Source organism: Pseudomaricurvus alkylphenolicus, from assembly GCF_011683955.1.
Taxonomy (GTDB): domain Bacteria; phylum Pseudomonadota; class Gammaproteobacteria; order Pseudomonadales; family Cellvibrionaceae; genus Pseudomaricurvus; species Pseudomaricurvus alkylphenolicus.
On sequence record NZ_JAAQPI010000018.1, the window covers coordinates 43,951 to 56,489 of the forward strand.

Sequence of the window (12,539 nt, forward strand, 5' to 3'; positions counted from 1 at the left end):
CTCCGTGTTGCCTGCTGAAGTTGAATCTTAAATGCGACCCGAAAGTTGTTTGTATTCGAGTGGTTCCAGCAATAATGGGTTATCAGATCATTACCGAATAACCCAAGTGAGAAGAAGATATCCTATGCAAAGATCACTCCGAAATCAATTGTTTGTCAATGGTCAGTGGCTCGACAGCGCCCACTTACAGTGCCAACCCATCATCAACCCGGCCGACGAAAGCATCATCACCGAGGCACCACTGGCGGGTGACGAAGAGGTGGAGCATGCGCTTGTGGCCGCTCGCAGCGCCTTTGATCAGGGGCCCTGGCCGCAGATGTCGAATCAGCGGCGGGTTAGCCACTTGCGCGACTTTCACACTTACCTCTTGTCGCAAAGGGAGCGTATTATAGAGCTGATTGTTGCTGAGTGCGGAGCGACACAGATGGCAGCAGCGGTAATGCATTTTGATATGAGTATGAAACATGCTGCTAAATTGCTTGAAGAGGCATTGTCTCTGAAGCCTGAATCGGTAGCGCTGGAGCTGTCGCCAGCGATGGACGGCACAACGATGTTGGGTGGGGCGCAATCGGTCTATGAGCCGGTCGGTGTGGTTGCGGCCATCACCGCCTATAACTTTCCCTACTTCTTAAACATCGTGAAACTGTTTCATGCGTTGACAACGGGCAACGTGGTTATTCTTAAACCTTCCCCCTATACACCGTTGCAGGCGTTCGTACTGGGGGAAGCGGCGGTGGCGTGTGACCTGCCAGCGGGGGTGTTGAATATACTCAATGGAGAGCTGTCAGTGGGTGAGCGTTTGACAACCGATATACGCGTGGACATGGTCAGTTTTACCGGCTCGGATGTGGTAGGTTCAAGCATCATGCAACAGGCTGCACCAACTCTGAAGCGGTTGCATATGGAGCTCGGTGGCAAGTCTGCATTGATCGTAAGGAGTGATGCAGACTTGCAAAGAGCGGCGCAGGCGGGACTGATGAGTTTTACGCTGCAAGCAGGACAAGGTTGCGCTCTAACCACGCGGCATCTGGTGCACAACGATGTGCGAGCTCAGTATGTGGATTTATTGCGGCAAATGGCCAGCCTTGTGAACGTCGGGAATCCCCGTCAGCCAGATGTCACCATGGGGCCTCTAATTCGTGCAGCGGCTCGGGAGCGGGTGGAGCGCTATATCTCAGCAGGCATCGATAGCGGCGCAAACCTGGTATTTGGTGGTGACCGGCCAGCGGCGCTCAACCAAGGTTACTATCTCAATCCGACGCTGTTTGACAACGTGGATCACAATGCGTCTATTGCGCAAGAGGAAATATTTGGACCAGTCGGGGTGGTTATAGGTTTTGACAGTGATGAAGAGGCACTGGGCCTTGCGAACGAATCAGACTATGGGTTGGGTGGCATGATTTACTCGGGTGATGCCGGTCAGGCCTACCGCATGGCGTTGCAGATGCGCACGGGCGGTGTGGCCATCAACGGTGGTGCCGGGACCATGTTGTCAGCGGCACCATTCGGAGGATATAAGCGTTCTGGATTTGGTCGTGAGTTGGGAAAGCATGGCTTGCTTGATTTCTGCCAGATCAAAAACATAAGCTATCACGCTGGCTAAGGGAGGTCGCTCAGTCGGTATCGATTAAACCGACTGAGCTCGATCTTGCTAGCGGCTGGTGATCACGTCTTCGAGTATCATTCCGGCGGCGTGCCGGGCAACCGCCATGGTAGGAGCATTGGTGTTACCAGAGGGCAGGCGTGGGAAAATAGAGGTGTCGACTACCCTTAATCCTGTAACTCCTCGCACTCTAGTGCGGATATCCACCACAGAGTCAGGATCATTGCCCATGCGGCAAGTACCGGCAACATGGAAGGCGGTCATGCCATTCTTCATATAAAACTCCAGTAACTCTTCATCGCTTCCCGCTGCGGCGCCCGGGTTCAGCTCCTCTTTGATATGGGTGGCGAGTGCGGGTTGCTGAGCGATATTTCTGATTTGTCGCAACATGGCCACCGCCGTTTCCTGGTCCTCTTGAGTCTGTAGAAAATTGGCTTTGATTAAGGGGGCGGTGTCAGGGTTGGATGACTGCAGACGCAGAGTGCCTCGTGAGGTGGGATGCATCGGGTAGCCACCAATCGTAATGCCTGGCTGATTGTCGGGCAGGGGAGGGAACTGGTTCGGTTTGAGCGAGTACAGACCTACTCCCAGCTGACAATCGGGTTGATTGACGTGAGGGCGGCTGCGGGTATAGGCGATGATTTCCTGTGCCGCATGACCCATTGGGCCCTGGCGTTTGATCAGATAACGCCATAAGCTTCGAGCCAACCCCAGACCTTGAAACGCGGCATTTAAGCTACCATCACGGACTCGAAATTGGGTCTGGATGTAGTAGTGCTCCTGAAGATTGTTGCCCACCTGCGGTGCGTGATGAATTTTCGGAATAGACAGCGACTGCAACTGTTTATTGTCCCCGACGCCGGATAACAGCAGCAACTTCGGAGATTCGATGGCACCGGCGGAAAGAATGATTTCTCGGTGAGCCTTCAGACGCCGGTTTCTGTGGCGATGTTGAACATCAAGTGCCACGGCACGGTTGTTTTCAAACACAATGCGCTGTGCCTGGCATTGATGCATCACCGTCAAGTTAGAACGTTCCATGGCGGGTCTGAGAAAGGCCGCCGCAGCGCTGCAACGTTTACCGTCGCCGATGGTACGAGGTTGATAGCCCGCGCCGTCCTGCTTCAGTCCATTGGTGTCTTCGGTGGTAGCGATGCCGGCATCCGCCATGGCCTTAAGTAGCGCATCACCCAACCGTCGAACTGCTGGACCACTGCTGTTCTTCGGATGCGTAGTGACCCGTAACGGTCCGCTAGAGCCACGTTCATCACTGGCGCCCAGTTCGTGCTGTTCGTGAGTGATAAAGTGGGGTAGAAGATCACGCCATCCCCAGCCTTCGCAACCCAGGGATTGCCACTGATTGTAGTCTCTAGCGAAACCTCGAGCATAGATCATTCCGTTAATGCTGCTGGATCCTCCCAGGACACGACCCTTGAGCCAGGTTTCATGGTTTTGAGCGCTGTCCTTGGGCAGTTCCTTGATACCCTTGTCAATCTGGTATTGCCACACATAGGGACTTTCCGGGTTGAGTATTTTTCCGATACCTCGAGGCATGTTGATCAGAAAATTATTGTCCTTGGGTCCGCTTTCAAGCAGCAAAACCTGGTGTTTGCCGTCGCGACTCAAAGCTTCTGCCAGTACACAGCCGGCCGAGCCAGCGCCAACAATAATGTAGTCGTAATCCATGGTTATGCCCTTTGGGAATCTATTATCAACCCAAAAATCTACCTTTCGTAGGACAGACTCACAACGAGTTTTGTGTCGCATTTGAGAGACTTGAGGGAGGTGTCGAGCGAAATGCGACCGGCCCAAGTGCTGTCATAGAAATTCCTTAAAAATCAAACGCGTAGCGACATTTTATACCAATCCAAAAGAGACACCGATACGTTTTCGGATGGCGTTTATAGCGATTAGCATAGGTCCAGTATTACCGTCTGGTTCGGATGACGGAGCTATAGCCCAAATCTGATCGAAAATTTTAACTATAACGATACACGGAGAGAACATTTTCCTATGCTTACTTCAAGAATTTCCAGTTACTTACCTCGATCTATCTTGTTCAGCAGCTTTATGACGTTTGCTCAAATCTCGCAAGCGAATGAGAATGAACACATGGAATTGATATCGAGTATTGAAGAAATAGTCGTCAGTGCCAGGAGAAAAGAAGAGAGTTTGCAGTCTGTACCGGTTTCTGTGGTGGCTTTCGATGCCGATGCCTTGCGTGAAGCCAATATCACCACCACCTCTGATCTTCAAAGAGCGGTTCCTGGCGTATATCTCGGCGGAAGCGGTGGTGCGCAGAATCCACTCTACGTCGTCCGGGGGCAATCCAAGGGGCTGATTGGAACAACATCCCCAGCCGTAGTTAGCTATTTTGCCGAGGTCCCGCAACCGGCATGGGGCAGTGCAGTACCGCAGTTTGACATGTCGAACATTCAAGTTTTAAAAGGACCGCAGGGGACGTTGTTTGGTCGCAACACCACGGGCGGCGCCATTTTGTATAACCCCCAAGCGCCGGTGCACGAGCTTGAGGGTTATATCGATCTGGTACTTGGTGATTATCAACATCAACGTGTTCGTGGGGCCTTCAACCTACCGATTATAGAGGATAAGGTCGCCCTGCGGATCGCTGGAGATATTAATCAGCGAGATGGCTATACCAAAAATGTTGGCATAGGTGGGGACCTCGATCGCGTTGACACCAATTCTTGGAGGATTTCACTGCTGACAGACGTTCAGAATTTCAGGAATACTCTTATTGTTGATCAGTACAAGAGCGATAACGATGGATTCAATATCTCAGTCTCGGAAACTTTTACGCCCTCAGGACTAAATGCTCTGGCTATCGTCGATCAGGTGCAGTCGGACGCTGCGACGCAAAGGGAGCGAGGCCCCTTTGTCAACAGCCCATCATTCGACCAGTTTGAAACCAATGAACGATTTAGTATTGTTAACCGAACAGAATACGATTTCTCAGATAATTTAAGTTTTCTTAATATTGCGGCTTACCAAACCACTGATCTAGCGTACGGTCCCAATATCGATGGTTTGGGCATCTATGATAGCCCGGTGGTTCGCGGCGGGTTCGAGAGTGCTGGTCTCACCGTTTCAGGAGTCGAGAGTACACTGGTAAAAGCAGTGTTGATTGATCAAACTGTACAATTGAGTAATGAGATACAGTTGCGTGGTTCTGCATTTGAAGATCGATTTGAGTGGTTGGTGGGGGCTTTCTATCTAAAGTCTGAACCTGATGGTAGCGGTCAGGTTAATGGCACAACGGTTTTTCAGTCTCGTGTTGGCACGGAGGAGTTGGGGCAGCTCTATACCAATGGCGGGGCGCAGCACTTTTTTCTGAACGACACATCCAAGGCGGTGTTTTTTCACGGAGAACTTGCTTTAACCGACAACCTATCGTTAGAGGCTGGTGTGCGGGCTACTGAGGACAGCTTTGAGCTCTGTCTTGGTTCAGGTGCAGCTCCAGCGTTTAACGGTGAGCGACCTGCCGAGGTTAGTGAACGCGCCTGTCGTCAGCGAGACAGCAGTAAAATTGTCAATGCGGCGGTGGTTGAACAAGAGTCCAATGCGACTACCTGGTCATTGGGTCTTAATTGGCAAATCTCTGATGAGTTTTTTACCTATATCGTTGCCCGTCATGGTTACCGGGCAGGTGGAGCAAATGGTCCTATCTTTGATGGAGATCTTTCCAGCTATCAAACATTCGATCCCGAGATCGTTGACGACTATGAGTTTGGTTTGCGTGCAGATTGGAATCTGGGCAGTGTGCCGCTACGGACCAATATTTCCTATTTCGAGGGTGAATACTCAAATGCTCAGGCTGATCTGGCCGGAGGTGTGACAACACCGCAAAATTGCAACTTGGCAGTCGGTACAAATATTGGGCCGGATGGGGATTGTGACGGTGCGGATGACCCAACCGGCGGTGCGATAGTATTGAACGTCGGTGACACTGCAGTGTCCGGGGTAGACATTGAGTTTCAGGCCATGCTGACTGACAATTTTTCGGTGAGCCTCAATGCGACTGTTCAGGATGCAGATATTAAGAAACTTGACGCTCAGTCTAATGAATTTATTGAATCCAGAAAGCATAGCGCTATACCGTTTTTGCATTTTGCCAATAGTATGATTCAGGCGAATATGAATTATACAGTCCCGTTCGGGGCCTATGCGGATGAGTTCTCACTCAATGTCAATCACTACCGAACTGCCGACACGGGCCGAAAAGCAGTTCCGATTCGTGCCTACCATCTCACCAATGTGCGCGCTGACTGGCGCGGGCTAGCGGGTACCAGGATGGACGTGGCGGTTTACGTTAATAACGTTACCGATGAGGTATACGCCAGCTCACCTTCCATGACAAGTGAAGCCCTTGGGGTAACTGCGTTTGTCTACGGTCCTCCTAGAATGTGGGGTGTTGAAGCACGCTACAATTTTTAAAACTGGGCTGCGTAGAAAATGGACACGAGATAGTATCTCGTGTCCGTTGGCTGTTAATTAACTCAAGGTCCCTCTAATCATGAAAACAGAAATTGTTGACACCACCTGCCTTGTGCTTGGGGGCGGTGGGGTTACGGGTATCAGCTGGATGACCGGCGTACTTTGTGGTTTAAGCGACGGCGGATGGCGTGTAAAGGACGTGGGACGCATTATTGGTACTTCTGCCGGGGCAACCGTCGGGGCTCAGATCTGCAGCGATCAGTCCATGTCGGCATTGTTTCAGCAACAAATTGAACCCGGTTTGCAGTCTATTGAAAGAATGCCGAGCCTCAATTATCTGAGGTTGTTGTTTTCCTTGATGCCTGCCATCGTCACTTATCGGCAACCACTTGAATTTCGACGTCGACTTGGAGCCATGGCTGCCGCAGCCAGGACCCCTGGCCTGGATGAGCGTCGGAGTATAGTTGCTTCGCGTCTGTCGACGTTACGTTGGCCAGATAAAGAATTGCAGTTGGTCGCAGTTGATGCAAAGAACGGGAACGAAAAATGTTTTAACAGATCGAGTGGAGTTAGCTTGCTTGACGCTGTCATGGCAAGCTGTGCTGTCCCAGGTGTATGGCCTGTGGTGCCTGTGCAGTCATCGATCTATATGGACGGCGGTATGCGTTCTGCCTGCAATGCGGACCTTGCGGCTGGGGAAGACGCGGTACTCGTTATCGCTCCTATAGCCAATATTGGCCTCAAGCGTCAAGTTGAGTCACTTCGTCAGCAAGGCAGTCGTGTCGTTATGATTGCGCCGGACAAACGTTCTAGACAGGCGATCGGACTCAACCCGCTTAACCCTGAAAGACGAATTGGCGCGGCTTTAGCGGGAAAGGAGCAAGGCCTGTTCGAAGTCTCAAGGTTATCGGGGGTAGTCTGATTGCTGGCGGCTATGATGCTAAGTTGAGCATCATAATTGATTTTCCGGCAGTCGAACCACCAATCCATTCAGATTTTGGTTGAGCTCCAATTGGCACGACAAGCGGCTGTTGGTATTGACTTCAGCTGCACACTCCAACAGATCTTTTTCAATGTCCTCCGGTGGTGGAAATCTGTTTTTCCAGGCATCCTCTACATAGGTGTGGCAGGTAGCGCAGGCGCCTGCTCCGCCACAATCTGCGGAGATTCCGGGAATGGCAGCACCGGTAATGGCCTGCATCAGAGATTGATCATGCTCCGTTTTCACTATGTGCACTGTCCCATCGTGTTCAATCACGGTAATGTCTATCATCGGTTACCTCGTCTATTACCTACATTCGTGCCCATCAGCAAAGCGCTAGGGAACTTTTGTTCTTTGAACGGCTACTTGCAGTCTCTAGGCTAAGTGATTTGCCTATTGAGGCCAATATTCTTCGTTTTACCGAGAGTCAACCTCGCGTTTCCTCTTATAAATGCTGAGGGCGGTGTTGTTAGATTACTGTTAATAGCCAGTTGGACAACCGGTAAAACTGTAGTCCAGCACGGGGAATTGGAATTTATTACACTGGTTATCGGTTTCCAATACAGATGTTTCGACAACGATAACAGGTGACGCTATGACCGAATCAACAATAGAAGATATGAAGCTGGAAAATGCCTATTCAGCCGTTTCTGCGACTTATAAAGGTACGGATATTGATATCCATGAGGCGTGTCGTGAGATGCGTGAAACCACACCCGTATATGAGGGAGATTTTATTGCCCAGTTTGGTGTTCCTACAAACGCGGGTTTGGCTCTAGGGACACGCCCCAACTTTGCACTCTTCAAATACAATGATGTGATGTCCGTATTACGCGATGGCGATACCTTTACCAACGGCTTTATTGCTAAAGGATTCGGTGAGGCGTTTAACGGTTTGACTATTTTGGCAATGGACGGAGACGAGCACAAAAGCGTCCGTCAATTATTACACCCAGCGTTTATGCCCGCTTCGGTTAACAAGTGGCACGACCGTATTGACGAAGTGATCCGTCGCGACTATATCCTACCGATGGTGGCGGATAAGAAGGCGGATTTGATGACGTTTGGATTGGATTTTCCTCTGCGAATTATGTACGCACTGATGGGTTTTCCCGAGGATGACGCGGAGAAATACCGAAAATACGCGGCTTGGTCGTTGGCGATGGTTGGCGGAAATCAAATTGATCCGGACAAAGTAGATGACGCCAAAACGACGGCGAAACAAGCAAGTAAAGCGCTGTATCAAGCGATTAATGAAGTGGTGGTTTCTCGCCGTGCCGCTGGTAGTGAGGGAGACGACCTGATCGGACGTTTGTTGCGCGCAGAGCATGAAGGACGCATGTTAAACAACCACGAAGTCGTGACATTCGCAATGATGCTGCTGCCCGCGGCGGGTGAAACAACGACTCGAACGTTGAGCTCAGTATTGACCATCATGTTTACTACTCCGGGCCTGTTAGAGAAGGTGCGTGACAATCGAGAACTGATTCCGAAGCTGATTGACGAGACCGTACGCTACGAGCCCGTAGCGACCTTTAAGGTACGCGAAGTCGCCAAAGATGTTGAAATTCGAGGCGTCAGTATTCCCAAAGGCTCTTTCGTCCAGTGTATGGTGACGTCGGCCAACCGCGATGAAGAAGCGTTTGAAAATGGAGAAACGTTCGACGTAGACCGCAAGGCGAAACCTTCATTCGGCTTTGGCTTCGGACCGCACATGTGCATTGGTCAGTTTGTTGCTAAACTGGAGCTGAAAAACGCACTCAACGCCATTTTTGACCTGCTACCAAACATTCGTTTGGACCCCAGCAAGCCGGCTCCAGTCATCGAAGGTGCTCAGCTACGAGGCGCGTCTTCAGTGCATGTGATTTGGGACTAACGAACCTGGGCTGAACGGCGTTGCCGTTCGGCCGCGTGATAAGATGAGAGTGTCGCAAAATTCTTGGTCACACGAATTTTTACTGAGGAACACTGTCACGCAAGTCTTGCATCCAATGCAGACTGGGGTCGAAGGAGGGTAGAAGCCCCGGTTCAGCTGCCACCACATGGGGGATGGCTTGCATACAGGGGACAATGGTTGCCAGGTAACTGGGTTCCACCTTCATGTCTCCGAGGTGAAAGAAGCGCTCATCGGAGTTGTTGGATACCGAATAATCCAATGTCATTTTGAGCGACGGACGCCCTTCGATGGTGGCGACGTAGTATTGGCCGGGTTCAGTGCCCTCGGGAAGCATGGTGTCGCCCACCAACCAATGGTATTCGATGGTAAACAGTGGCGTTTCGCCGATGCGGTCAACAAACCCTTCCATACGGTGGGTAATCCGACCTACCGTGCCGGCCTTGATGAGGAAGGGTTCGTGGATATCAACTGGGGCGGGGATATAGTCATGGCTTTCTATTACTCGGTCATACTTAACGCCAAGTACCTTTTCCGCGGTGTGAACGATGGCACGGGTGAAGTTGGCGGCCATGGTCTGAGAAACCTTAATGCCTTCAGCTTCTTCAGGAGGAAGGCCAAACCCAATGTATTTCAAGGGACCAGGGTCTGCCTCGCTGCAATCCCAGTTTTCCTGCAAACGGATGGATTTAACATCAGCACAGCCACCGGTGAGGCCCAACAAAATCCGGTTTGGAATCAAGTCGGGGTCAATACCTCCTGCGTAGAACACCGAACCACCCTTGTTGCAGGCCGCTCTCAGTTTGTTGACGAACTCCGCTTCGCGAAAAAGGTGAGCGTTCTGGTAGGGCAGCGGGGTAACAAGGTTCTTGCCCGACGCCAGTATTCTTAGAATTTCGTCGTCGGTGTGATAGGTGCCCTCATCATGGGCGGTGTAGACGACGCAGTCACAATCGATCTCAAGCAGTTGGTCGACGTCAGTGCTGGCAATTACCCCAACCGGTTCAATGCCGATGATTTCACCGGCATCTTTTCCGTTTTTGCTATCGCTGTAGGCCCTGACACCCACCAGTTCGAAGGCCGCCGAATGTACGATTTCCCATATACAGATACCGCCCATTCTGCCAGGTCCCCAGACCATGATTCGATACGGTTTTTTCATCATTTGAGTCCATGCTTGTGCTGTGTTAATTGATGACTTGCGAGAGCTCTAATTGTTGCTGATAAATATGCGAGCGCTCAGCTTTCCATCCTTTAGGGTATAGAATTCCAGTGTCCGCGTACCTGGGTTATCGTTGTTGCGAACGTTGTTATGGTGGCTGGCGGATTCGTTGCCACAGACTACGCAGGCAACTACGTCAATGCGAACATTGGGCTGTTCTCGCCACATGCCCTCTAACATCAACCAGGGATCCTGCGATGGCTGGCCAACATACTCGATACTGAGTCCATTGGGAGCAATGTCTTTGTAACATTGCAAGAACCCTGCCTTGTCGCTGTTATTCCAACATTCAACCTGACGATGTAAAAAAAATTCCAATGATTTTGTATTGTTCATCGTTTTTCCTGTGTCTAAGTGCGCTGCGTTTCTATTTCGAAGGGACAATTAGAGGAACTTCGGACGCCACCAATTGAGGCTTTCTGCATGGTGGGCAAGTTCCCGCCAGGCGCCGGCTACGGCTTTTTCACTGTCTGGCAGTGATGCTCCACACCCCAACAAGATACGAGCAACCAATTCCTCTATATAGCCTTGGTCGAATCTGTCGCTGTGCATAACACGCCGCAGTCCTTCAAGAGTGGTGCCGATAACGAGATCGGTGGCCACTTCCAGGGAGGAGAAATACAATGATCCGGAATCGCGAGCATTTTCCAGACTGGCGTTTACCACCTGCCATAATCGGTTTTCTCGAGAGAGATAGTCGACATAGTCCACGCGGGATGTGAACGCAACTCGTCTGGGTTGCATCGCCGCGTGTGTAAGCGATAATAAAGGACCCGCGGCGACACGCGCAATCGGGACTTGTAATCGGGAGAACACCCGTTCATAGGTGCCGATCATATCATCGGCCATCAGCTTTCCGAGTTCACAGAGCACGGTTTCAAGGGAGTCGAAGTACTTGTAAAAGGTACCTCTTGATACACCTGCTGCTCGGACCACGTCGTCAATAACGGGCGGATTGGTAAGGTCTTTGGTCCAAAAGACATCAAGCGCTGCGAACAATAGGCGTTTTTTCATACGCTCACGTTTGTTTTTTGCGACCTGGCTACGGAAATCTTCACCTTCCTCTACCAGAGACGTGGCCATCGTTTCGCTGTTGATGCGCTGGGTCATGGCAAGGCTCACCTGTAACTGATATCGGGTAATTGGGTCATATTGGATGGCTGTTGCAGCAGGGCGCGGCCGTAGAGTTCCAATGACAATTGGCTGTTGAGGTAGTTGTGACGACTGCCAACATTGAGATCCCGCCATAGACGTTGCAGCGGGTTTACATTGGCGAAGCCACCTGGACCGGAGATGTTCATCAGTCGGTCTCCGGCGCTCCGAAGTTGTTTCATCGCGTAGCCGCAGTCGGCTTGGATACGGGCTTTTTCAAAACCAGTTAATAGTCTAGCGGGGGCGATGTCATCCAGCATCGCGGCTGCGCGTTTGACATGCATCCAGGCAGAATCGATCTCCATGCTGGCCTCTCCAAACTGCTGAACAAATACTTGAGAATCAGCTTGGGACTGATAGTTCCAGGCAACCACCGGGCGTTTGTCCATGGTGGTTTGTATCAACTCGCGAATGCCTTCTGCGGCGCCGAGCATTGGGGCCAGGACCACCAGAGGAAACAGGGGCTCCATGGGCCAGTGGTCGCGGGGTTCCATCGCTTCACGGTTGGCTGCTGGAGATTGGTCAGCCGCCAATTTCCCGAATTGGATAACTCTTGATTGCGGTAGCTCCAGGTTATCAACGATTACGGTGTTACTGCCGGAACCGCAGACCCCTGCAACCTGCCAGGTGTTTTTGATCGTTACGCCGGTCGTTTTTCGCAGGGGGATAATCGCAAAACCAACGTCCTCTGTATTGCCGTCTGTGTCAACTACTCGGATGCCATTTAGCGCGTAGTCGGCGTGAAGACAGCCCGATGCATAGCCCCATTTCCCGCTGACGATATAACCTTTTTCGGTGCGAGTAGCAGTACCGGTTTGGGCGGCCACGCTACAGAGTAGTTCATCTCCCTGGGAAAAAACAGATGCGGAAATTTGTTCCGGCATGGAAGCGACTGACGCCGATACACTGGAGAGTAAGCCAAAGGCCCAGGCTGTTCCTGGGCAGGCCTTTGCCATCTCGGCAACCGTTTTCGTGTGAGAGATCAGTGGCAGACCGACACCTCCAGCCCTCTTTGGGAACATCATCTTAAATAGGCCAGTCCGCTTTAGTTCCGCAAAGACTTCAGGGTGGATTTTGGCCTCCGCCTCGCATTGCGTCGCGTGCTTGGCGAGCAATGGACGCATAGTTGACGCAATGGTGACGGGATCGGTAAGGGTTTGTTGGTTTTGTGCCTGATTCATCGCTTGATGCTCATTAAGAATGACAGTTCTGTCATTCTATTGGAATGCTT

10 protein-coding genes are annotated in these 12,539 nt (G+C 51.3%); 4 read left to right on the forward strand and 6 right to left on the reverse strand.

All coding sequences use genetic code 11. The features are described from left to right. Positions 1 to 124 precede the first annotated feature (124 nt). Positions 125 to 1,603, forward strand: a complete 1,479-nt coding sequence (locus HBA55_RS31000; RefSeq protein WP_166999577.1) for an aldehyde dehydrogenase family protein — start codon at positions 125 to 127, stop codon at positions 1,601 to 1,603. A gap of 48 nt (positions 1,604 to 1,651) precedes the next feature. On the opposite strand, the gene HBA55_RS31005 is transcribed toward HBA55_RS31000, so the two are convergent. Continuing rightward, on the reverse strand, positions 1,652 to 3,289 hold the full coding sequence (locus tag HBA55_RS31005; protein ID WP_206020058.1) for a GMC family oxidoreductase: 1,638 nt from the start codon (positions 3,287 to 3,289) through the stop codon (positions 1,652 to 1,654). Between the two features lie 426 nt (positions 3,290 to 3,715). Here HBA55_RS31005 and HBA55_RS31010 point away from each other — a divergent pair, with 426 nt between their 5' ends. Both HBA55_RS31010 and HBA55_RS31015 read left to right on the forward strand, forming a co-directional pair. Next, entirely contained in the window at positions 3,716 to 6,058 is a 2,343-nt protein-coding gene (locus HBA55_RS31010; protein ID WP_166999579.1) for a TonB-dependent receptor, read from the forward strand. A 79-nt stretch (positions 6,059 to 6,137) separates the two neighbouring features. Continuing rightward, positions 6,138 to 6,980 carry a patatin-like phospholipase family protein gene (locus HBA55_RS31015; protein WP_166999581.1) on the forward strand — a complete coding sequence of 281 codons (843 nt, stop codon included), beginning with the start codon at positions 6,138 to 6,140 and terminating at the stop codon, positions 6,978 to 6,980. Positions 6,981 to 7,010: 30 nt separating this feature from the next. Here the strand turns inward: HBA55_RS31015 and HBA55_RS31020 are convergent, their stop codons facing one another. Then, complete coding sequence (locus tag HBA55_RS31020; RefSeq protein ID WP_166999583.1) at positions 7,011 to 7,331, reverse strand: 2Fe-2S iron-sulfur cluster-binding protein; 321 nt, start codon at positions 7,329 to 7,331, stop codon at positions 7,011 to 7,013. A gap of 304 nt (positions 7,332 to 7,635) precedes the next feature. On the opposite strand from HBA55_RS31020, the gene HBA55_RS31025 reads away from it, so the two are divergent. Then, the gene (locus HBA55_RS31025; protein ID WP_166999585.1) at positions 7,636 to 8,916 is read left to right on the forward strand and encodes a cytochrome P450; all 1,281 of its coding nucleotides are present in this window, start codon (positions 7,636 to 7,638) and stop codon (positions 8,914 to 8,916) included. Between the two features lie 79 nt (positions 8,917 to 8,995). On the opposite strand, the gene HBA55_RS31030 is transcribed toward HBA55_RS31025, so the two are convergent. The 4 genes from HBA55_RS31030 to HBA55_RS31045 are packed head-to-tail and all read right to left on the reverse strand — an operon-like array spanning position 8,996 to position 12,489. After that, entirely contained in the window at positions 8,996 to 10,099 is a 1,104-nt protein-coding gene (locus HBA55_RS31030) for an NAD(P)H-dependent amine dehydrogenase family protein (RefSeq protein WP_206020059.1), read from the reverse strand. A 45-nt stretch (positions 10,100 to 10,144) separates the two neighbouring features. Beyond that, complete coding sequence (locus HBA55_RS31035; protein WP_166999587.1) at positions 10,145 to 10,492, reverse strand: nuclear transport factor 2 family protein; 348 nt, start codon at positions 10,490 to 10,492, stop codon at positions 10,145 to 10,147. A 48-nt stretch (positions 10,493 to 10,540) separates the two neighbouring features. Continuing rightward, positions 10,541 to 11,266 carry a TetR/AcrR family transcriptional regulator gene (locus HBA55_RS31040; protein ID WP_166999589.1) on the reverse strand — a complete coding sequence of 242 codons (726 nt, stop codon included), beginning with the start codon at positions 11,264 to 11,266 and terminating at the stop codon, positions 10,541 to 10,543. Between the two features lie 8 nt (positions 11,267 to 11,274). Continuing rightward, positions 11,275 to 12,489 (reverse strand): acyl-CoA dehydrogenase family protein, encoded by a 1,215-nt coding sequence (locus tag HBA55_RS31045; RefSeq protein WP_166999591.1) that lies wholly within the window; start codon positions 12,487 to 12,489, stop codon positions 11,275 to 11,277. Between the last annotated feature and the right edge of the window lie 50 nt (positions 12,490 to 12,539).

Coding starts and splice junctions, on each gene's coding strand:
- HBA55_RS31000 (WP_166999577.1), top strand. CDS start 125: ATGCAAAGATCACTCCGAAATCAATTGTTTGTCAATGGTCAGTGGCTC.
- HBA55_RS31005 (WP_206020058.1), bottom strand. CDS start 3,289: ATGGATTACGACTACATTATTGTTGGCGCTGGCTCGGCCGGCTGTGTA.
- HBA55_RS31010 (WP_166999579.1), top strand. CDS start 3,716: ATGGAATTGATATCGAGTATTGAAGAAATAGTCGTCAGTGCCAGGAGA.
- HBA55_RS31015 (WP_166999581.1), top strand. CDS start 6,138: ATGAAAACAGAAATTGTTGACACCACCTGCCTTGTGCTTGGGGGCGGT.
- HBA55_RS31020 (WP_166999583.1), bottom strand. CDS start 7,331: ATGATAGACATTACCGTGATTGAACACGATGGGACAGTGCACATAGTG.
- HBA55_RS31025 (WP_166999585.1), top strand. CDS start 7,636: ATGACCGAATCAACAATAGAAGATATGAAGCTGGAAAATGCCTATTCA.
- HBA55_RS31030 (WP_206020059.1), bottom strand. CDS start 10,099: ATGATGAAAAAACCGTATCGAATCATGGTCTGGGGACCTGGCAGAATG.
- HBA55_RS31035 (WP_166999587.1), bottom strand. CDS start 10,492: ATGAACAATACAAAATCATTGGAATTTTTTTTACATCGTCAGGTTGAA.
- HBA55_RS31040 (WP_166999589.1), bottom strand. CDS start 11,266: ATGACCCAGCGCATCAACAGCGAAACGATGGCCACGTCTCTGGTAGAG.
- HBA55_RS31045 (WP_166999591.1), bottom strand. CDS start 12,489: ATGAATCAGGCACAAAACCAACAAACCCTTACCGATCCCGTCACCATT.